We start from the raw sequence: 19284 nt of genomic DNA on the forward strand, positions 1-19284 counted from the left end.
TATCGGTAAAAAATATGTTTTATTCTTGAATCTTATGCACTTTACGTTATATTCTATAATCTTTGGATTTTGCAATTTCAATTTTAACATAAACCAAAACCTATGGAGTTGACCAAATGAAAAAGGATATTCATCCGAAATATGGTGATGCGAAAGTGATTTGCGCCTGCGGCGAAGTCTGGCACATCAAGTCCACCCGTCCGGAAATGAAGGTCGGTATCTGTGCGAAATGCCACCCGTTCTTTACCGGCAAGCAGAAATTTGTCGATACGGCGGGTCGTGTTGAGCGTTTCCGTCAGCGTTACGGCGTGAAGAACAACGACTGATCGGCCGGGTATTGCATTTGCCTGCTCCGGTTGCGCCGCCCCCTTTGAGCGTGATTGGAAGCGGGCATTTTTTGTATGGAAAGGTGAGTGGCAATGACTCCTTCAGACATCGCCGGATATATCGAGAATCTTCGCGGCCGGTTTGCCGAATTGGAGCACCTGCTGGCGGACCCGGCGATCTACGGCAAGCCGAATGATTTGAAACGCATTTCCCGGGAGCATCGTCAACTGGCGAATCTGTTCGAGAATTTCGACCGTTGGACGCGGGTGCTGCGCGAATTGGACGAAAATGCCCGTTTGTCGGCCGGCGAGGATGATCCCGAACTCAAAGCATTGATTGTTGCCGATATCGCCGACCTGGAAGCGGAAGCGGCCAAGCTGGCGGCCGCCATTCAACTGGCGCTGCTGCCGCCGGACCCGAACGACGCGCGCAATATCATCGTCGAAATCAAGCCGGCGGCCGGCGGCGACGAATCGGCGCTGTTTGCGGCGGATCTGTTCCGCCTGTATATGTATTACGCCGAGAAGCGGCATTGGAAACTGGAAATTCTCGACCAGGCGCCGAGCGATCTGGGCGGTTTGAAGAACATCGCCTTTTCGCTGGCCGGCGAGGATGTTTACTCGCGGATGAAATACGAGAGCGGCGTGCACCGGGTTCAGCGGATTCCGGCGACGGAGTCCGGCGGGCGCATCCATACTTCGACGGTGACGGTGGCGGTGATGCCGGAAGCCGAAGCGGTGGAAATCGATATCAAACCGGAGGAGCTGCGTTTCGACGTATTCCGTTCCTCCGGCCCCGGCGGCCAGTGCGTCAATACGACCGATTCGGCGGTCCGGGTAACCCACATTCCCACCGGTCTGTCGGTGGCCAGCCAGCAGGAAAAATCGCAGCACCGCAACAAGGAGATCGCTTTGCGGATTCTCTATGCGCGTTTGCTGGAGCACAAGCAGCGGGAAGAGGCGGCGAAACAGGCGGCCGACAAGCGTTCGCAGGTCGGCACCGGCGACCGCAGCGAACGGATCCGCACCTACAATTATCCGCAGAGCCGGGTGACCGACCATCGTTTCGGCATCACTTTGTACGATTTGCCGAAGCTGATGGAAGGGGAGCTGGACCTGTTGCTCGATCCGATCATCACCATCGCCTGTGAACAGCAACTGGCCAATCTCGGCAACCGGCCGTCCTGAAATTGTGCCGGCGGCACTCCTTCCTGAAATATTTTCTGGCGTTTCCCGAGCGGCATCGCCGCGTTTCGGCGCCTTTGCGGTCCGGGAGCCTCGATGTCCTGTTCCGCGGATGCCGGCCGGAAAAAATCGGCAACCCGCTGGACGTGTGAAAGTTATTTTATCCGCTTTTTGTTTGGTTTTTTCAGAAAGCGATTGTAAAAAACAGCATATGGTATTATGGTAAAGCCAGAGGAGCTTTCATGCGATAGAGGAGGAAATATCATGAAAATGCTGAAAAGAATCGGGTTGTCCGCTTGGCTGGCAACCGGTCTGGTCCTGCAGGGCGGAGCGGCCGTCGCGGAGGAAACCGCCGCGACAGCGGCGCAAATGTCGGTGGAACAGAATTTTCTCGGCTTGGTTTACCGGGATGCCGAAGGCAGTATGCCGTACCGCCTGTTTGTCCCGAAGGAGGAAAAAGCCGGCGTCCGTTACCCGTTGCTGGTTTTTCTGCACGGCGCCGGAGAGCGCGGGGATGACAATGTCGCGCAGTTGACGCATGCCGCCTGGTTTGCCCAGCCGATGGTACAGAATGAATATCCCTGCTTTGTACTGGCGCCGCAGTGTCCGGCCGATGCCGCCTGGGGCAGTTGGGGAAAGCCTGCCGATCAGCCTTCCCGGCAGTTGCGGCAGGTTCTGGCGATAATCCGGCAGGTGATGAAAACTGAGCCGATCGATCCGCGGCGCGTTTATGTGACCGGCGTATCGATGGGCGGCAACGGCACCTGGGAAATGCTGCGGTTTCATCCGGAATTGTTTGCTGCTGCGGCGCCGGTGTGCGGCTGGGGCGTGCCGGAGGCGGCCGGCGGATTTGCCGGCAAGCCGGTCTGGGCGTTTCACGGCGCCGATGATCCGGTGGTCGAGCCGGCAGGGTCGCGCCGGATGGTCGAGGCGATCGAAGCGGCCGGCGGCAAAGCGAAATATACCGAATATCCGACCGTCAAGCACAATTCCTGGATCAATGCCTACCATGATCCGGCTTTCTACCAATGGCTGTTCGGGCAGGAACTCGGCGAGGAGCCGGTGGTGCCGGAATTGGCACAATGAATTGTGTCAATTTGTCCCACTTGTGACAGCTCGCTCGGCCCGAAATGTGTCACCGGACCGGATGACCCGGCTTTAACTGGTTGAATGTCACGTTTTGAAAAAATTGGCATGCTATTTGCTGAAACTTCAACCGTAATATTTGAAAATTTGAAATTTAAAAACTCGTTAGGAGGATAGGATATCATGGGTAAGATATTGGGTATTGACTTGGGCACCACCAACAGTTGTATGGCGGTGATGGATCACGGCGAAGCGACGGTCATTCCGAATGCGGAAGGCAATCGGACGACTCCGTCGATTGTGGCTTTTACCAAAAATGGCGAGCGCCTGGTCGGCCAGACTGCCAAACGGCAGGCGGTGACCAATCCGAAGAACACCATTTTCTCGGTCAAGCGCTTCATGGGACGGAAATACGATGAGATCGGCGAAGAGCGCAATCTGGTGCCGTTCGAGCTGGTCAAGGCGGCCAATGGCGACGTGGCGATCCAAATCGGCGACCGCTCTTATTCGCCGCCGGAAATTTCGGCGATGATTTTGCAGAAGTTGAAACTGGATGCCGAGGCGTATCTCGGCGAGGAGATCAAGCAGGCGGTCATCACCGTGCCGGCTTACTTCAACGACAGCCAGCGTCAGGCGACCAAGGATGCCGGCAAGATCGCCGGTCTGGAAGTGCTGCGTATCGTCAACGAGCCGACGGCGGCGGCGCTGGCCTACGGACTGGACAAGAAAAGTGAAGAGACCGTGGCGGTCTACGACCTCGGCGGCGGGACGTTCGATATCTCCATTCTGGAAATTGGCGACGGCGTTTTCGAAGTGAAGTCGACCAACGGTGACACCCACCTCGGCGGCGACGACTTCGACCAGGTGCTGATCAACTATCTGGCGGATGCCTTCCGCAAGGAGTACAACGTCGATCTGCGCAAGGATTCCCAGGCGCTGCAGCGGTTGAAGGAAGCGGCGGAAAAGGCGAAGTGCGAACTCTCTTCGAGCATGTCCACCGATATCAATCTGCCGTTTATCACGATGAATCAGGATGGGCCGATCCACTTGAATATGACGGTTTCTCGGGCGGAACTCGAAAAGATGTGCGACCCGCTGCTGGAACGTACCGTGCAGCCGTGCAAAAACTGTCTGCGCGATGCCGGCTTGAACGCTTCGGAAATCAAGGAAGTGATCATGGTCGGCGGGATGACCCGGATGCCGAAAGTGCAGGAGAAGGCCAGGGAAATTTTCGGCCGTGACCCGCACAAGGGCGTCAATCCGGATGAAGTGGTTGCCTGCGGCGCCGCCATCCAGGGCGGTGTGCTCGGCGGCCAGGTCAACGATGTCGTGCTGCTGGACGTCACGCCGTTGTCGCTGGGGATCGAAACCCTCGGCGGCGTCTTCACCCGCCTGATTGACCGCAATACGACGATTCCGACCAAGAAAAGCGAAGTATTCAGCACCGCGGCCGACAATCAGCCGTCGGTCGACATCCACGTGCTGCAGGGCGAACGCGAGATGTCCAGGGACAATAAGACGATCGGCCGGTTCCGCCTTGACGGCATCGCGCCGGCGCCGCGCGGCGTGCCGCAGATCGAAGTGACCTTCGACATCGACGCCAACGGCATCCTGCACGTTACCGCCAAGGACCGCGGCACCGGCAAGGAGCAGAAGATCACCATCACCGCGAACAGCGGGTTGTCCGAGCAGGAAATCGAGAAGATGGTCAACGAGGCCAAGGCGCATGCCGACGAGGACAAGCAGGTCAAGGAACGCATCGAGGTCAAGAACAAGGCCGATTCGATGGTTTACCAGACCGAGAAGCAGTTGAAGGAGTTCGAAGGCAAGGTGTCCGATGCGGTTCGCAAACCGGTCGAAGACGGTATTGCCAAGTTGAAGAAGGATATCGAAGCCGACGACGTCGAAGCGATGAAGCGGACGATGGAAAGCCTCGAGCAGCATTTAATGCAGCTCGGCCAGGAGATCTATCAGCAGCAACAGCAGCAGCAGACGGAACCGACCGGCGGTCCGACCGGCGGCGAGGCGGCCGGCAACGCGGCCGGCGGCAAGTCGAATGACGATGGTTTTGTCGATGCCGAAGTGGTCGATGATAAGTAACGGTTGAGTAGTCAATGCTGTCGGGATGATTTCGACCGTCCCGGCGGCACTTTATTCAAAAATATTTTAACAAATTAAACCAAAAATCGTAAGGAGAGCAACATGTCGAAAGTGAACATCAAGCCGTTGGGCGACCGGGTCCTGCTTGAAATCTGCGAAGCGGCCGAACAGGTCAAGGGTGGCATCGTCATTCCGGACACCGCCAAGGAAAAGCCGCAGGAGTACACCGTAATTGCCATCGGCACCGGCAAGACCGATGACAAAGGCAAGAAAATCGAATTTGACGTCAAGGTTGGTGACATCGTTTTGACCAGCCGTTACGGCGGCACCGAAGTCAAATACGACGGCAAAGAGTACAAAATCATCGGGCAGGACGATATCCTGGCGGTGATCGGCTGAAGCCGGGCCCGGGGCAGGGCTGTCATTACATCTGCAAAATTGATTTTTAAAAAAGGAAAATAACGAAAAATGGCTAAACAGCTTTTGTTTTCTGAAGAAGCGCGTCGCAGCGTTCTCGAAGGCGTGACCTTGTTGAGCAAGGCGGTAAAAACCACTCTCGGCCCGAAAGGCCGCAATGTGGTCATCGACAAGAAATACGGTTCTCCGACCGTTACCAAAGACGGCGTCAGCGTCGCCAAGGAGATCGAACTGGCCTGTCCGTATGCCAATATGGGTGCCCAGATGGTCAAGGAAGTGGCCAGCAAGACCAGCGATATCGCCGGTGACGGCACGACGACGGCGACGGTGTTGGCCGAAGCGGTGTTCCGCGAAGGCTTGAAGAACGTTACCGCCGGCGCCAACCCGATGGAACTCAAGCGCGGCATCGACAAGGCGGTCGAAGCGATGGTCAAGGAACTGGCCAAGTTGAGCAAAGGCGTGGCCGACCGCGAACAGGTCGCCCAGGTGGCGACGATTTCCGCCAACGGCGACACCACGATCGGTGACATCATTGCCGACGCGATGGACAAAGTCGGCAAGGACGGCACCATCACCGTCGAAGAGGCCAAAACCATCGAAACCACCCTCGACGTCGTCGAAGGCATGCAGTTCGACAAAGGTTACCTGTCGCCGTATTTCGTCACCGACACTGAAGGCATGTCGGCGGTGCTGGACGATTGCTATATCCTGATTCATGAAAAGAAAATCAGCAACCTCAACGATATGCTGCCGCTGCTGCAGTTGGTGGCCAAAGAAGGCAAGCCGTTGCTGATCATCGCCGAAGACGTCGAAGGCGAAGCGCTGGCGACGCTGGTGATCAACAAGATGCGCGGCACCCTGAACGTTTGCGCGGTCAAGGCTCCCGGATTCGGCGACCGCCGCAAAGCGATGCTGCAGGATATCGCCGTTCTGACCGGCGGCACCTGCGTCACCGAAGATCTCGGCATCAAGTTGGAAAATGTCACGCTGGAACAGTTGGGCAAAGCCAAGCGCGTCACGATTGACAAAGAGAACACCGTCATCGTCGAAGGCGCCGGTCTGCCGAGCGCCATCGCCGGCCGGGTCAATCAGATCCGCCGCGAAATGGAAGAGACCACTTCCGATTATGATCGTGAAAAACTGCAGGAACGTCTGGCCAAGCTGGCCGGCGGGGTGGCGGTGGTCCATGTCGGCGCGACGACCGAGACGGAAATGAAAGAGAAGAAGGCCCGCGTCGAAGATGCGCTGCACGCGACCCGCGCCGCGGTGGAAGAAGGTATCGTCCCGGGCGGCGGTGTAGCGTTGCTGCGCGCGGCCAAAGCGTTGAACAGCCTGAAACTGACCGGCGATGAAGCGATTGGCGCTCAGATCGTCAAACGGGCGATCGAGGAACCGTTGCGCCAACTGGCGGCCAACGGCGGTTACGAGGGCAGCATCGTCGTCCAGAAGGTCAAGGAGCTGAAAGATACCGAAGGGTTCGATGTGGCGACCGGCCAGTATGTCGATATGCTCAAATGTGGTATCCTGGACCCGACGAAGGTGACGCGCTCGGCTTTGCAGAACGCCGCGTCGATTTCCGGTCTGTTGCTGACCACCGAATGCCTGATCACCGATGTCAAGGAAGAAAAAGAACCGGCTGCTCCGGCCGGCGGCATGGGTGGCATGGGCGGTATGGGCGGCATGGGCATGATGTAAGTCAGGTCATTCTGTCGATACGACGCTTGGGCGGGGAAATTTTTCCCCGCCCTTTTTGCTTTGAGAGGATTTGATTGCCGGTCGGCAGAGTGTAGAGTAATATACAAGAGGAGTGGGAAGGGAACGCGACAGGAGGGATGGGAAAATGTTGGGATTCGATCCGGAAGGAACGCCGGCGCGGCCGGGCGTTGCTTGCTTTCGTGCGCTCATCGCGTTCGGGGTGGCGGTGCTGGCGCTTCTGTCATGCATGTTGTTGTTGGCAGCTTTCTCCTGCTTTCCCAATGGCGGCTTTTATTCGCTGGTGTGGCTGGCTTGTTATCTGTTTTTTCTCTGCCGTTTGGTGGCGTGGGTGAAACAATCCCGACGGGTATCGCGCTGGGCTGGCTGGGGAATGTTCTGGTGTGTGGTGATGATTTGTGTGGTGGCTTTGTGTTCCTTGCTGTCGTGGGGAGGCCGAGGCTGACAGGAACGGCTGACGGAAGGACAGGAGCCGGAGGAAAAAGGCGGTGATGTGCCGATGCGTTGAATGGAATTTCGCCGCGCATACCCCGGCCGTAAAAAACCGTAAAAAAAATTGGAATCAATTGGTATTTTCCGCCTTTGGTAATATTTTGTGTAACGTATTTGTAGTTCTTTCGGAATTTTAGGAATCAACGAGAAATAATCGGATGTTGAAACGGCGGGATATCATTACGGCAGTCGAGATCGGCACCTCGAAAATTTGTGTGCTGATCGGTGCTTCACGCCCGGACGAACCGTTGACCATCATCGGCCGCGGTGAAGCCTCCGGCGGCAATTCGGTGGTCAAGGGCGAGATCGTCGACATGGACCTGGCGCTGGAAAAATTGACTGAGGCGCTGGAAGCGGCCGATGCGTCGGCCGGGCGCGAAATCAACAACAGCCGGATCATCGCCATGTCGGTCACCGGCTGCAATATCAACTCCTACCAGGGGGTCGGCACGGTATTCATCAATGCCGAAGACCAGCGGGTCTCCCAGGCGGCGATCGGTGAGGCGATCAAAAATGCCCAGGTCAAGCCGTTGCCGCTGGAACAGACCAAAATCAATACTTTCGACGCCTTCTATCTGTTGGATGGCATTCGTCGGGCCCGCAATCCGGAAAATCAGGTCGCCCATAAGCTTGAAGCGTATTTGCATGTCATTCACGGCGACACCAACCGGATCGAAAATTTCCGTTCGCTGATGCGTGATGCCGGATTCGAAGCGGATGTCAAGATTGTGTTCAGCGCCATTGCCGATGTCTACGGCATCCTGACCGACGAGGAGAAGGAGAATGGCGTACTGCTGGTCAATATGGGGGCCGGCACGACGGAATATGCCGTGGTGTTCAACATGGGCGTGCTGGCCAGCGGCGTGCTGCCGGTCGGCATGGAACATGTCGTCAATGATTTGTCGCTCGGCTTGAACCTGACGATCAATCAGTGCCGCAAAATCCTGCAGGACGGTTCGCTGCAGCGCAGCGTCGAACGGCGGCAGGGGGTGCTGGAGATGAAAAATGCCGAAGGCGCCCTGCGGCGGATTCCGTTGAGTTCGTTCGAGCGGATCATCGATTTGCGTTTGCGGGAGGTGTTTGAAATCATCAAGCGGCGGGTCGGCGAAGAGGGCATCCTGCGCAACCTGGCCAGCGGCGGCGTGCTGACCGGCGGGGCCGCCCTGTTCGACCGTACCTTTGAACTTTTTCATACCGTTTTTGAGTTTCCGGTCCGGATCGGCCGGCCTTACGATGCCAGCGGCGCCCTGACCGACTTGGAAAATCCGCGTTACAGCACGGTCTGGGGGGTGTTGAAGTTCGGTGAGGAGTGCAATCAGATTTATTCGGCGATGCGGCCGCGCGGCATGTTCGGCCGGTTGGCCGAGGCGGTGGGGGAAGCCGGTGAAGTCGGCGATCGGATGCTGCGCGGGGTCGGCGAATTGTTCAAATCGATAAAGATGTGATGAATATGGCAGAAGAAACGGTGCGGGAAAAGACGATCGCGGTTCTGGGGTTGGGCTGTGCCGGCGTGCGGGTGGTCAATCTGTTGAGCCGGATGCCGGAAGCCGCCCATCTGCGTCTGCTGGCGGTGGACACCGACAGCGAGGCGCTGGACGGTTGCCCGCTGCCGGAAGAGAATAAATTGCTGGCCGACCGTCAGTGGCGCAACGGGCGCGGCTGCGGCGGCGATGTGCTCAAAGGGCAGCGTTCGATGGCCCGGGAACGCGCCGCGCTGGAGACCTTGATCAGCGACTCCAAATTATTGCTGGTGATCGGCGGCCTCGGCGGCGGCACCGCCAGCGGCGGTGCTCCGGCGCTGGCCGGATTGGCCGGCCGGTTGAAAATTCCGACTATTTTTCTGTTGACGATGCCGTTCTCGCTGGAGGGACACAGCAAGCGGAAAATTTCCGAAGATACGTTGCAGGAGTTGCTGCCGGTGGTGGATGTGCTGCTCTGTTTGCCGAACGATCTGCTGTTTTCGGTGCTGCCGGCGGAGACGTCGACCCGGGAGGCCTTCCGGCTGGCCGACCTGGAGCTGGCCCGTTCGGTGGTGGGAGTCAGCGAATTGCTGCGGGTCGGCAATCTGCTGCCGGCCGATTTCGGCGATCTGCGGACCGTTTTGCGGGAGCGAAAGAGCTTCTGTGCCATCGGCGTCGGCAATGCGGCGGCCGGCGAAGGGTTGAACGTCGGCCAGTTGGCGCTGGAACGGCTGCTGGAAGCGCCGTTGCTGGGCGGGGTGAATAAATTGCGCGACGCCGATGTCGTGGTGCTGACGCTGCTGGGCGGGGAGGCGTTGAGCCTGGGCGAGATGAAAGCGGTCTTCGAGGCGGCCCGCCGGTTTATCGGCGAGGATGCCAACGTGGTGATCGGCACCAATGTCGATCCGGCGTATGGCGACCGCATCCAGCTGACCGCGTTGGCGATCAAATACGACGGCAAAGTCGAGGCGGTCCGCCGGCCGGTGCACCGTCGCCGGGCGGAACGGCCGGCAGTGGTCGGCAGTATTGCCGGCGGCGGTCAATTCGAGCAGCCGCAGTTTGAACTGGAACCGGTCTCCCGCGGCATCTTTCTGAATACGACGCAAGTGGTGGTCAACGGGGAAGATTTGGATATTCCGACTTTCCAGCGCCGTTCGGTTGCGATCGACAAGGGTGAATAAAGCATACAGGCTAATTGTTTCAAGAATAGTAAGGAGTTGGAATGTTTAAGTTCAGGTTGATCAGTTCTCTCGAAAAAGTGTTTTGCGACGAGGCGCTGCAGGCGGAGGAGTTGTGCTGCGGCACCGCGCTGCAGGGGGAAATTTACAGTTTTCAGGTGGCCTACTGGACCGACAGTTGGTGTTTGAAGGTGTTGCCGGTGGTCGAATCGCCGCTGGCGGAGGCGGTCACGGTCCGGGAGGTGAAATCGGTTCCGAGCGAACTGCCGGCCAACGATCCGGAGATTCCGGACGCCGTGTTGCGCCGGACGCCGGGCCTGTATCCGGACCTGCTCGATGAAATTGCCGATGGAGTGAAAACGCTGCCGGAGCAGTGGCGGACGTTGTGGGTTTCGGTTGCCGTGCCGGAGAATTGCGCCGGCGGCAAATATCCGATCCGGCTGAAACTGGTTCCCGCAGAACCGATGCCCGATCTGCCGGAAGTGCTGGGAGAGGGGAATTTTACGCTGGAAGTAGTGCCGGTGGCGCTGCCGGAGCAGACGCTGATCCATACCGAATGGTTCCATGCCGATTGTCTTTATACCTATTATCAGGTGCCCTGCTGGAGTGAAAGGCACTGGGAACTGCTGAAAGCCTATATCCAGTCGGCGGCGGATCACGGCATCAATATGCTGTTGACGCCGCTGTGGACGCAGCCGCTGGATACCGCGGTCGGCGGGGAGCGGCCGACGGTGCAGTTGCTGAAGATCAGCAAGAAGGGAGACCGCTACCATTTCGACTTCTCGCTGCTGGAGCGCTGGATCGATCTCTGCGAGTCGTGCGGAATCCGGTACTTCGAAATGTCACACTTGTATACGCAGTGGGGAGCCACCTGCACGCCGAAAATTGTCGTGGAAGTTGATGGCGAGGAACAGAAACTGTTCGGCTGGCAGGTTTCCGCCCAATCGGTTGAATACCGTCAATTCCTGCAGCAGTTGCTGCCGGAATTGACCGCTTTCCTGCGCGGCAAACAGTTGGAGGGGCGTTGCTATTTCCATGTTTCCGACGAGCCGAGCGAGGAACATCTGGAGAGCTATCAGCGGTCGGCGGAATTCGTCGCGTCGCTGCTGGATGGCGACTGGCCGATGATCGATGCGCTGTCGAGTTTCGAATTCTATGCCAAGGGACTGGTCAAGCTGCCGATTCCGTCGAACGATCACATCGAAGCGTTCGTCGAGCACCAGGTTCAGCCGTTGTGGACCTATTATTGCGTTGGTCAGCGGGCGGCGGTGCCGAACCGTTTCTATTCGTTCTCCTCGGCCCGCAACCGGATCATGGGAATTTTGATGTACCGCTATCAGATCAAAGGGTTCCTGCAGTGGGGATTCAATTTCTGGTATACGCAGTACTCGCTGAAGCAGGATATCGATCCGTTCCGGGAAACCGATGCCGGCCGGGCGTTCTGCGGCGGCGATTCCTATCTGGTTTATCCGGGGAAAAACGGTCCGCTCGATTCGATCCGCTACGAAGTGTTCCGGGATGGTTTGCAGGATATGCGGGCGCTGGAGTTGCTGGAGAAGAAAATCGGCCGGCCGGCGGTGCTGGAGCTGCTGGAAGGCGATCTCGGCTATCAATTGACGATGAAGCGCTATCCGCGCAGCGCCAGTTGGCTGCTGGAGGTGCGCAACCGCATCAACCGGGCGTTGGCGTAAAGGAGATTGCTCATGGCTGCCAGACGGGTATTCGTCGATGGCCTGGAAAAGGTCAGCATGATGGATGGCATGATCCATCTGGATTTTTTCAACTACGTGTCCGGCGCCGACCGGACGCAGCCGTTGAACAAGGAAGTGACCGAGGAGATGATTCTGTCGACGGCCGGTTTTCGGCGCATTCACGCCGCCGTCGACAAATTGTTTCATCAGTTGCAGCAGGCTGGATTGTTGCCGGGAGAAAATGAGCCGGCGGCGGAGAAAGGGCAGGAGCCCGCTTCGCCGAATTTTCGGGATTGATCCGGCATGGAAATGACTGACAGCCGTTTGACCGCCGAGGCGTGCATCCGAGAGATCGTCCGGGTGCTGCCGTCCGGAGTCAATCCGGAGGCGCTGTTCGCCGAATTGCCGTTGGCGGAGCAGCCGCCGCACGAGTGGCTGTGCACGGTGCTGGAGCGTTTGGATTTCCAGGCGCAGTATCTGGAAGCGGAAGCGCCGGGTGAGTTGTATTTGCAGATCGGCATGCCGGTGATGTTGCAGTTGGCCAACGGCAACTGGGTGATTTTTCTCGGCTTGCGCTCGCCGTTGCGGCAGGGGGACAGCGAACAGGTGGTGCTGTTCGACCCGTTGACCCAGGCGGAAAACAAGATGCTCTTTGTCCCGAAAGGGCAGTTCGAGCGCAATTGGCACGGCCGGGCGATCCTGGTCCGGTCCCGCCGCAACGCTTCGTATGCGGCCGATGGCCGGCTGACGGCGTTTTATGCGTTTTGCGCGATCGCCCGGCAGTGCGGCGTCGAAGTGGATGTCGCCCGGTTGCGGCATGAGAGCGCCATCGAGACGGCGGAGCCGGACTGGCGGGAGTTGCAGGCGATCGCCGGGCGTTACGGCTTGAAGAGCCGGGCGGTGAAATTCGACTGGACGAGGCTGCGCAATTTGCAGGAAGCTTTTCCCGCTTTGGTGGAAAAGAAGAACGGCCAGTTCGCGGTGCTGTGCGGTTTCCGCGCGGCGGCGGACGGCGAAGTGCAGGCGGCGGTCTGGGATCCGGCGCCGCCGCCGGGGGAGACGCCGGGCGTTCATTACTGGAAACAAGCTCAATACGAAGAAGTTTTTGCCGAACGCCAGTTGCTGTTGAAGCGGACCTATTCGCTGCTGGATGAGAAGCAGCCGTTCGGGCTCTCCTGGTTTGTGCCGGAGTTCTGGAAGCAGCGCCGGTTGTTCCTGGAGGTGGTGCTGGCGATGCTGGCGATCAGCGCGATCGGTCTGGTGACGCCGCTGTTTTTCCAGATCGTCGTCGACAAAGTGCTGGTACACGAGAGTTACCGGACGTTGAACGTGCTCGGCGTCGGCATTGTCGTCGTGCTGCTGTTCAACGCGGTGCTGGAAGGGTTGCGGGATTATTTGCTGCTCTTCTGCACCAATAAGATCGATATCAGGACTGCGGCGCGGACTTTTCTGCATATGCTGAATTTGCCGGTCGGCTTTTTCGAACAGATGCCGGCCGGGGTGTTGATCAAACACATGCAGCAGACCGATAAAATCCGCAATTTTCTTTCCGGAAATTTGTTTTTCACGATGATCGAACTGATTTCGCTGGCGGTGTTCATTCCCTTTTTGTTCATTTACAGTTGGCAGTTGACGCTGGTGGTGCTGGCGTTTTCGCTGATGATGGCGTTGATCATCGCTTGTCTGATCCGGCCGTTCCAGCGGCGTTTGCAGGAGCTCTATCTGGCCGAAGGACAGCGGCAGAGCATGCTGGTGGAGTCGATCAACGGCATCCGCACGGTGAAATCGCTGGCGCTGGAGCCGGCGCAGATCCGCAAGTGGAACGATACGGCGGCTTACGCCATCACCCGTTATTTCAACGTCGGCAAGATCTCGATGACCGCCCGGGTGACCAGCCAACTGCTGGAAAAACTGATGGTCGTGGCGATCATCTGGATCGGCGCGCTGGCGGTTTTCGACAAGGAAATCACGGTCGGCGCCTTGATTGCCTTTCAGATGCTGGCCGGCCGGGTGACCGGCCCGCTGGTGCGCCTGGTCGGGCTGGTGCACGAATACCAGCAGACGGCGTTATCGGTGAAAATGCTCGGACAAGTGATGAATGCGCCGCCGGAACAGGTCGGCGGCCGGATCCGGCAGCCGTTGAAAGGCGAAATTTCCTTCGAAAACGTCACCTTCCAGTATACGCCGGACAGTGTGCCGGCGATCAGGAATTTTTCATTGCGCATCCGGCCCGGCGAAGTGGTCGGTCTGGTCGGCCGCAGCGGTTCCGGCAAGACGACGCTGACCAAATTGCTGCAGGGGCTCTATCCGCTGCAGCAGGGGTTGATCAAATTCGACGGCATTGATTTGCGGGAGATCGACCGGGCTCATTTACGGGCCAACATCGGCGTGGTGCTGCAGGACAACTTCATTTTCAGCGGCACGATCCGCGACAACATCGCGCTGACCAAGAAAGATGCGTCGATGGAGGAGATCATCTACGTGTCGCGCCTGGCCGGTGCCGAGGAATTCATCCAGAAACTGGGCAGAGGCTATGATTCGGTGCTGGAAGAAAATGGCGCCAACCTGTCCGGCGGCCAGCGGCAGCGGCTGGCGATCGCCCGCGCTTTGCTGCCCAATCCGCGCATTTTGATTTTCGACGAGGCGACCAGCGCGCTGGACCCGGAGAGCGAAGAGTTGATCCGGGCGAACCTGCGGATGATCTGCCGGGAGCGGACGGTGATCATCGTTTCGCACCGGCTGTCGATGGTGATGGGGGCGGACAATATCGTCATTCTCGACGGCGGCGAACTGCGCGATGCCGGAACGCACCGGCAATTGCTGCAGCGGGAAGGCATCTATCATGACTTTTGGGTGCAGCAGCAGGGAGGGATGGCTTGAGCATGACGAAGAAACCGAAAATTCCGGCGGCGGCGCTGGAATTTCAATCCGACGCACTGGAGCTGGAGCAGCGGCCGGCGCCGTGGTATTCCCGGCTGACCTTGTATGTCATTTTGCTGCTGTTCGTCCTGGCGGTCGTCTGGGCCAGCGTCTTCAAAGTGGACAAGATCGTCATGGCCGAAGGCAAATTGACGACCTTGCGGCCGAATATCGTCATGAAACCGCTGGAACGCACGGTGATCAGGGAGATCAATGTGGTCGCCGGCCAGTTCGTTCATGAGAACGATGTGCTGATCACCTTCGATCCGACCTTCAACCAGGCGGAGGAAGAGCGGCTGCAGGAGCAGTTGAAGAGTCTGACCATGGAGACCGAACGGCTCAAGGCGGAGGCCGCCGGCCGGGAGTTTCAGGTGGACGGGGCCGCCGCCGATTGGGATTACAAGCAGCAGCGGCTGATTTTCGATGAACGTAATTTGTATTACCGGGCCCGGCTGGATTATTTCGAACAGAATCTTCAGCGCATCGACGCCGGATTGCATACCCGCCGGCAGAGTCTGAGTAAGCAGCGGGAACGGCTGGAGAAACTGCAGGAGATCGAAGACATGTTGACGACGCTGCACGAGCAGGGCAGTGTATCGCTGAAGCAGCTGCTGGAAACCCAGTTGTCGCGGTTGCAGATGGAGGGGGAGGTCGACCGGCTGGAAAATCAACTGCAGGAAGCCGAACATGAACGGTCGTCGGTCGGCTCGGAACGGGATTCTTTTATCAAGGATTACCAGCGTCAGACGGTTGAATCGCTGGTCGAGGTCGAGCGCAACCGGCAGGCGGCGGAAAAACAGTTGGAAAAAGCCCGGCGGCTGAGCTCGCTGGTGGTTTTGCGGGCGCCTTGCGATGCGATCGTCCATGAGATCGCCGCCTTTTCGGAGGGGTCGGCGGTCCGGGAGGCGGAATCGTTGATTACGTTGGTGCCGGTGAGCGACGTTGAAGTCGAAGCGAACATCGACCCGCGGGATATCGGCCTGGTCAAATGCGGTGATGAAGCCAGGATCAAGCTGGACCCGTTTCCGTTTCAGCGGTTCGGCACGCTGACCGGTCGGGTCAGGCTGATTTCCGAGGATACCTTTCAGGAGCAGTTGGGCAACGGCGCGACCCGCAATTATTACCGGGCCCGGCTGACGGTGGAGGGCCGGTTGTCCCAGGTGCCGGAGAATTTCCGGCTGCAGCCGGGGATGCGGCTGACCGCCGAGATCAAGGTCGGTGAACGGCGGCTCATCGAATATCTGATTCATCCGCTGATCAAGGCGCTGGATGAATCGGTGCGGGAACCGTAAGCGGAAAATTTGGGTAAAAAAACATTTTTTGGCGAATTTTGCTATTGCATTTTTGTTTTGAGGTGCTTATAATTATACGGATGGATTTTTGACGATTCCAATAGAGCCGTCGTACTGCGGCTGAATTAGGAGATGGAACAATGGCTAGAGATGAAGGAATGGAGCAGGCGAACTGGACCGATGCCGGCGCGGACGGCGTGGTGTTGGACATGTTCCCGCAGGAGACTTCGGCCGGCAGGGTGGTCTTGTCGGGGTTGGGGGAAGATCAGTTGGAATGGGTGATCATGGCGGACGGCCGGGTTGCCGACGCGATGGCGGAAAGACAATCGAGCCGGCGGGCGATGGCGGCGCTGCGAAGTGCGTCGGCTGCGGCGATTTCCGAGCTTTCCTTCAGCGGAGTCAATCAGGTGACGGCATTGTTGCGCAGTTATTCGGCCGGCCAGGCGACGGCGGCAATGACGTTGAATGCCGCTGCGGCCGGCAATTCGGCGGCGCTGTCCAGCCTGACGGCGCCGGGCGTCAAGTCGAACGCCGTGGTAATGCCGGATGATTACGATAGCGAAGGCAGAGATGACAACTGGTGGACGCGGGCGACGGATCTTTACGTGTCCGAACTCGGCCAGGAGCATACGATTCATGTCGGCGGCGATATCGACTGGGTGAAATTCACGCCGGATACCATCGGCCGTTATTCGATTCAGACCACCGGTACGCTGTCGGATATGCAATTCACGGTTTATTCCCTGACCGGGGCTGGTGAGTTGAACGAGATTGCGACGGTGAAGGGCGATAAATTGGGCGGTCCGGAATATTCCGAATTTTTACGGGCCGGCATGACTTATTATATCAAAGTTTCGGCGCTCGATCCGGATAAGACGGTAAAAAATTACCAGATTCGGGTATCGGCCAGCGATGGCGCCTATGATCAATATGAAGTAGGCGGCGGCGACGGCAAGGCGAAAGGCAACGACAACTTGTGGACGCAGGCGACGGCGTTGTCGGTCGGCGAAGTGCAGCTGCACAGCATTCATCTGAACGGCGACATCGACTGGGTGAAAATTGCCGCGAACGGTCTGCAGACGATCAGTCTGGATGCCTCGGATGACATGAAATTGACTTTTTATGAGCTGACGAAATCCGGTTTGGTGGAAATCAGCCGATTGGCCGGGAATCATGGCGGCATTGCTTATGAATTCAGTTCGGCGAAGACCTATTACGTATCGGCGGAGAAGAATGGCTCCGGTACGGTGCAGGCTTATGAATTGAGCCTGGTCAACGGCAATCCGGGCTACATCCGGGTCGACCAGTATGAAAACGACAACACCAAAGAACAGGCGACGACGCTGACGGTGAAGGAAAGCCAGCAGCACACCCTGCACGATTCCGGCGATGTCGACTGGATGACGTTCTCGCTGACCGATACCGGATACGGTGAAATCACGCTTTCGGCCACCGAACGGCTCGCGGCGAAGCTCTATCAGGTCGTTGACGGCAACCTGATGGAAGTGAGCAGCCAGACCGGGACGAACATCACCATCACGACGGAAGCGGCCCCGGGCACGACATATTACTTGCAGACCGAAACGGTTGACGGAACGCCGGTCAACAGTTACGACGTCAATTTGTCGGTTACACCGCCGAGCCAGAATTACGTCGTGTTGTTCAGCGGCGGATGTGATATGTACAATAATCGTATTGATTATTATACGACCGTTCGTGAGATGTATAACACCATGCTTAATGTTTATAATGTTCCGGCGGAGAACATTTTCGTTGTTTATGCCGATGGTACCGATCCGGGGGGTGATTGTTTTGATCCCTTTACTGAGAGGGTGTTTAACTCCGATATGACATATGCGACGAGCAAGGGGTCGCAAGTATTGGCCGCCAGCCGAAATAATTTGAAAAATGTTTTCAGTCAAATTAGTAGTGTAATTACTGAAAATGACAACTTTCTCTTTTATGCTTATGATCATGGCGGAGGGGAAGAAGATCCTTCCATAAAAGGAGAAGAAGTTCTTTGTGGTTGGTATTATCCCGATTTGTCGACGGGTACCTATGGTGAGATGAATGATATTACCGGTGTTGAATTTGCCCAATGGTCAGAGTCGATAAACGCGAAGGCTGCTACGTTGACTTATATGTTTAGTGAATGTTTTTCTGGGGGAATGTTGCAGGCGTTGCCGGAGCAGGACAATTTGTTTGGCATGTCTGCCGCCAATCATTTTGAATCTTCCTGGAGTAGTTTCGGCCCGAACGGGGAATTCGCCAGTTGCCACAGTTTTGCCAGTGAAATTGTCCGGGCATTTCTTAATGGTTATACCAGTACTTATGATGTATACAACTATGTCATAAATAACGGCGATTTTGCTTGTCGCAACGTTTACGAGCCAAATGGCACCTGCGTGGAAGGTCATCCCGATGGAGGGTTCGAGCATCCATGGATGCTAGGGAGCAATCATCAGATATTGGCGCAAGTGTAAAAGCATTCCGTATGAAGGGTCCGGAGCACAATCCGGACCCTTTTTTATTGATTAGATAGATAAAAAGCGATTTATATCATTTCGCTTTCAAATGCAGATATTGCTTAAAAGTGATGCTATCTTATCGGTAACCGAAATAGGGGATTACTGATGATACAGCCGCATTTAACCGTAGAAGAAATATCCTTCCTCTGCCCGGATACAGGAGACCGGTGTTCGCTGATCATGCCATATTCAAATACGGACTGCATGCAGATTTTTCTGGATGAATTTGCCAGGCAACGAGCCGGAAAACCAACCTTGATCATCTTGATTGGTAATTGGAAGTTACTCATCTTTTGGTCTAGGACCATTTGGCAGAGGTTTTCCATTTTTATCTCGATTAATAGGAGTTGCTTTAAGATGAAATTGTATACATCCATCAGCGCATGGTATATTCATTTCATATTTTTCTTTTTCACCTCTATATGTAAAATCACCACCACATCGGATAACTTCACACCATGTGTATACTTTTATCATTGTTTTAGGGCACATTCCAGCAGGACATTCATATGAAAAGACAAATTTATCTCCTTTTTCTAATCCAAGCCGACAGTGTCCTGCTTTTCCCGCTATTGCTGTTAATTCAAATTGCCAATCTTCAGTACACCATTTTTGCATATTGATAACCTCCAACGTTAATACGAATAATCTGCTGAATAAATTTTGATTTTATATGTTTGTATTATAATACGCATATATGAATTTTCCTATCATTATTCCTGCGTTTGTACAAAGTAGCAAAGCCATTCACACTCGTCAACGGTCGAGATGAACGGGCTTCGTCCGCCGTTGACAAGTGCGTCTACCCCTGCTTATATGGTAGCCAGGAGGGCGAAAGCACTCGCGTAGTATGGTTTTTCTTCTATCTACCCGTATCGTTTTATATCGCCATAGGAA

Annotated in this window: 15 protein-coding genes; 14 read left to right on the forward strand and 1 reads right to left on the reverse strand. The window is 56.6% G+C overall.

Annotation, left to right across the window (positions count from 1 at the left end; translation table 11 throughout):
- The first annotated feature begins 116 nt into the window (after window positions 1-116).
- The 14 genes from rpmE to HWX74_RS10115 all read left to right on the forward strand — a co-directional run bounded on the left by rpmE (window position 117) and on the right by HWX74_RS10115 (window position 18342).
- On the forward strand, window positions 117-326 hold the full coding sequence (rpmE, locus tag HWX74_RS10050; protein WP_176013409.1) for a 50S ribosomal protein L31: 210 nt from the start codon (window positions 117-119) through the stop codon (window positions 324-326).
- A 93-nt stretch (window positions 327-419) separates the two neighbouring features.
- The gene (gene prfA / locus HWX74_RS10055) at window positions 420-1514 is read left to right on the forward strand and encodes a peptide chain release factor 1 (RefSeq protein ID WP_217704922.1); all 1095 of its coding nucleotides are present in this window, start codon (window positions 420-422) and stop codon (window positions 1512-1514) included.
- 261 nt (window positions 1515-1775) lie between these two features.
- Entirely contained in the window at window positions 1776-2597 is an 822-nt protein-coding gene (locus HWX74_RS10060) for a PHB depolymerase family esterase (protein WP_176013410.1), read from the forward strand.
- A 183-nt stretch (window positions 2598-2780) separates the two neighbouring features.
- Window positions 2781-4697, forward strand: coding sequence for a molecular chaperone DnaK (gene dnaK, locus HWX74_RS10065; protein WP_176013411.1), 1917 nt, complete (start codon window positions 2781-2783; stop codon window positions 4695-4697).
- A gap of 102 nt (window positions 4698-4799) precedes the next feature.
- Window positions 4800-5096, forward strand: a complete 297-nt coding sequence (gene groES, locus HWX74_RS10070; RefSeq protein ID WP_176013412.1) for a co-chaperone GroES — start codon at window positions 4800-4802, stop codon at window positions 5094-5096.
- A gap of 69 nt (window positions 5097-5165) precedes the next feature.
- Window positions 5166-6809: a chaperonin GroEL gene (gene groL, locus HWX74_RS10075; RefSeq protein ID WP_176013413.1), complete on the forward strand. Its 1644-nt coding sequence runs from the start codon at window positions 5166-5168 to the stop codon at window positions 6807-6809.
- A 145-nt stretch (window positions 6810-6954) separates the two neighbouring features.
- Window positions 6955-7272 carry a hypothetical protein gene (locus HWX74_RS10080; protein WP_176013414.1) on the forward strand — a complete coding sequence of 106 codons (318 nt, stop codon included), beginning with the start codon at window positions 6955-6957 and terminating at the stop codon, window positions 7270-7272.
- Between the two features lie 205 nt (window positions 7273-7477).
- Complete coding sequence (gene ftsA / locus HWX74_RS10085) at window positions 7478-8764, forward strand: cell division protein FtsA (RefSeq protein WP_176013415.1); 1287 nt, start codon at window positions 7478-7480, stop codon at window positions 8762-8764.
- Window positions 8764-9960, forward strand: coding sequence for a hypothetical protein (locus HWX74_RS10090; RefSeq protein WP_176013416.1), 1197 nt, complete (start codon window positions 8764-8766; stop codon window positions 9958-9960). Before ftsA ends, HWX74_RS10090 begins: the two co-directional genes overlap by 1 nt.
- Before the next feature lie 41 nt (window positions 9961-10001).
- The gene (locus tag HWX74_RS10095) at window positions 10002-11648 is read left to right on the forward strand and encodes a DUF4091 domain-containing protein (RefSeq protein WP_176013417.1); all 1647 of its coding nucleotides are present in this window, start codon (window positions 10002-10004) and stop codon (window positions 11646-11648) included.
- Window positions 11649-11660: 12 nt separating this feature from the next.
- Complete coding sequence (locus tag HWX74_RS10100; protein ID WP_176013418.1) at window positions 11661-11945, forward strand: hypothetical protein; 285 nt, start codon at window positions 11661-11663, stop codon at window positions 11943-11945.
- A gap of 6 nt (window positions 11946-11951) precedes the next feature.
- A complete protein-coding gene (locus tag HWX74_RS10105; RefSeq protein WP_217704923.1) occupies window positions 11952-14528 on the forward strand; it encodes a peptidase domain-containing ABC transporter in 2577 nt (858 codons plus the stop codon).
- Between the two features lie 2 nt (window positions 14529-14530).
- Window positions 14531-15859 carry an HlyD family type I secretion periplasmic adaptor subunit gene (locus HWX74_RS10110; protein ID WP_176013419.1) on the forward strand — a complete coding sequence of 443 codons (1329 nt, stop codon included), beginning with the start codon at window positions 14531-14533 and terminating at the stop codon, window positions 15857-15859.
- Window positions 15860-15999: 140 nt separating this feature from the next.
- Window positions 16000-18342 carry a C13 family peptidase gene (locus HWX74_RS10115; protein WP_176013420.1) on the forward strand — a complete coding sequence of 781 codons (2343 nt, stop codon included), beginning with the start codon at window positions 16000-16002 and terminating at the stop codon, window positions 18340-18342.
- Window positions 18343-18669: 327 nt separating this feature from the next.
- On the opposite strand, the gene HWX74_RS10120 is transcribed toward HWX74_RS10115, so the two are convergent.
- Window positions 18670-19005, reverse strand: coding sequence for a hypothetical protein (locus HWX74_RS10120; RefSeq protein WP_176013421.1), 336 nt, complete (start codon window positions 19003-19005; stop codon window positions 18670-18672).
- Between the last annotated feature and the right edge of the window lie 279 nt (window positions 19006-19284).

Origin of the sequence: Victivallis sp. Marseille-Q1083, from assembly GCF_903645315.1 — a bacterium.
Classification (GTDB): domain Bacteria; phylum Verrucomicrobiota; class Lentisphaeria; order Victivallales; family Victivallaceae; genus UMGS1518.

What these genes read in the sequence shown, in the direction of transcription:
- HWX74_RS10120 (WP_176013421.1), bottom strand. Translation starts at nt 19,005, where the DNA reads ATGCAAAAATGGTGTACTGAAGATTGGCAATTTGAATTAACAGCAATA.
- HWX74_RS10080 (WP_176013414.1), top strand. Translation starts at nt 6,955, where the DNA reads ATGTTGGGATTCGATCCGGAAGGAACGCCGGCGCGGCCGGGCGTTGCT.
- groES (WP_176013412.1), top strand. Translation starts at nt 4,800, where the DNA reads ATGTCGAAAGTGAACATCAAGCCGTTGGGCGACCGGGTCCTGCTTGAA.
- HWX74_RS10060 (WP_176013410.1), top strand. Translation starts at nt 1,776, where the DNA reads ATGAAAATGCTGAAAAGAATCGGGTTGTCCGCTTGGCTGGCAACCGGT.
- HWX74_RS10090 (WP_176013416.1), top strand. Translation starts at nt 8,764, where the DNA reads ATGAATATGGCAGAAGAAACGGTGCGGGAAAAGACGATCGCGGTTCTG.
- groL (WP_176013413.1), top strand. Translation starts at nt 5,166, where the DNA reads ATGGCTAAACAGCTTTTGTTTTCTGAAGAAGCGCGTCGCAGCGTTCTC.
- HWX74_RS10105 (WP_217704923.1), top strand. Translation starts at nt 11,952, where the DNA reads ATGGAAATGACTGACAGCCGTTTGACCGCCGAGGCGTGCATCCGAGAG.
- rpmE (WP_176013409.1), top strand. Translation starts at nt 117, where the DNA reads ATGAAAAAGGATATTCATCCGAAATATGGTGATGCGAAAGTGATTTGC.
- ftsA (WP_176013415.1), top strand. Translation starts at nt 7,478, where the DNA reads ATGTTGAAACGGCGGGATATCATTACGGCAGTCGAGATCGGCACCTCG.
- HWX74_RS10100 (WP_176013418.1), top strand. Translation starts at nt 11,661, where the DNA reads ATGGCTGCCAGACGGGTATTCGTCGATGGCCTGGAAAAGGTCAGCATG.
- prfA (WP_217704922.1), top strand. Translation starts at nt 420, where the DNA reads ATGACTCCTTCAGACATCGCCGGATATATCGAGAATCTTCGCGGCCGG.
- HWX74_RS10115 (WP_176013420.1), top strand. Translation starts at nt 16,000, where the DNA reads ATGGCTAGAGATGAAGGAATGGAGCAGGCGAACTGGACCGATGCCGGC.
- dnaK (WP_176013411.1), top strand. Translation starts at nt 2,781, where the DNA reads ATGGGTAAGATATTGGGTATTGACTTGGGCACCACCAACAGTTGTATG.
- HWX74_RS10095 (WP_176013417.1), top strand. Translation starts at nt 10,002, where the DNA reads ATGTTTAAGTTCAGGTTGATCAGTTCTCTCGAAAAAGTGTTTTGCGAC.
- HWX74_RS10110 (WP_176013419.1), top strand. Translation starts at nt 14,531, where the DNA reads ATGACGAAGAAACCGAAAATTCCGGCGGCGGCGCTGGAATTTCAATCC.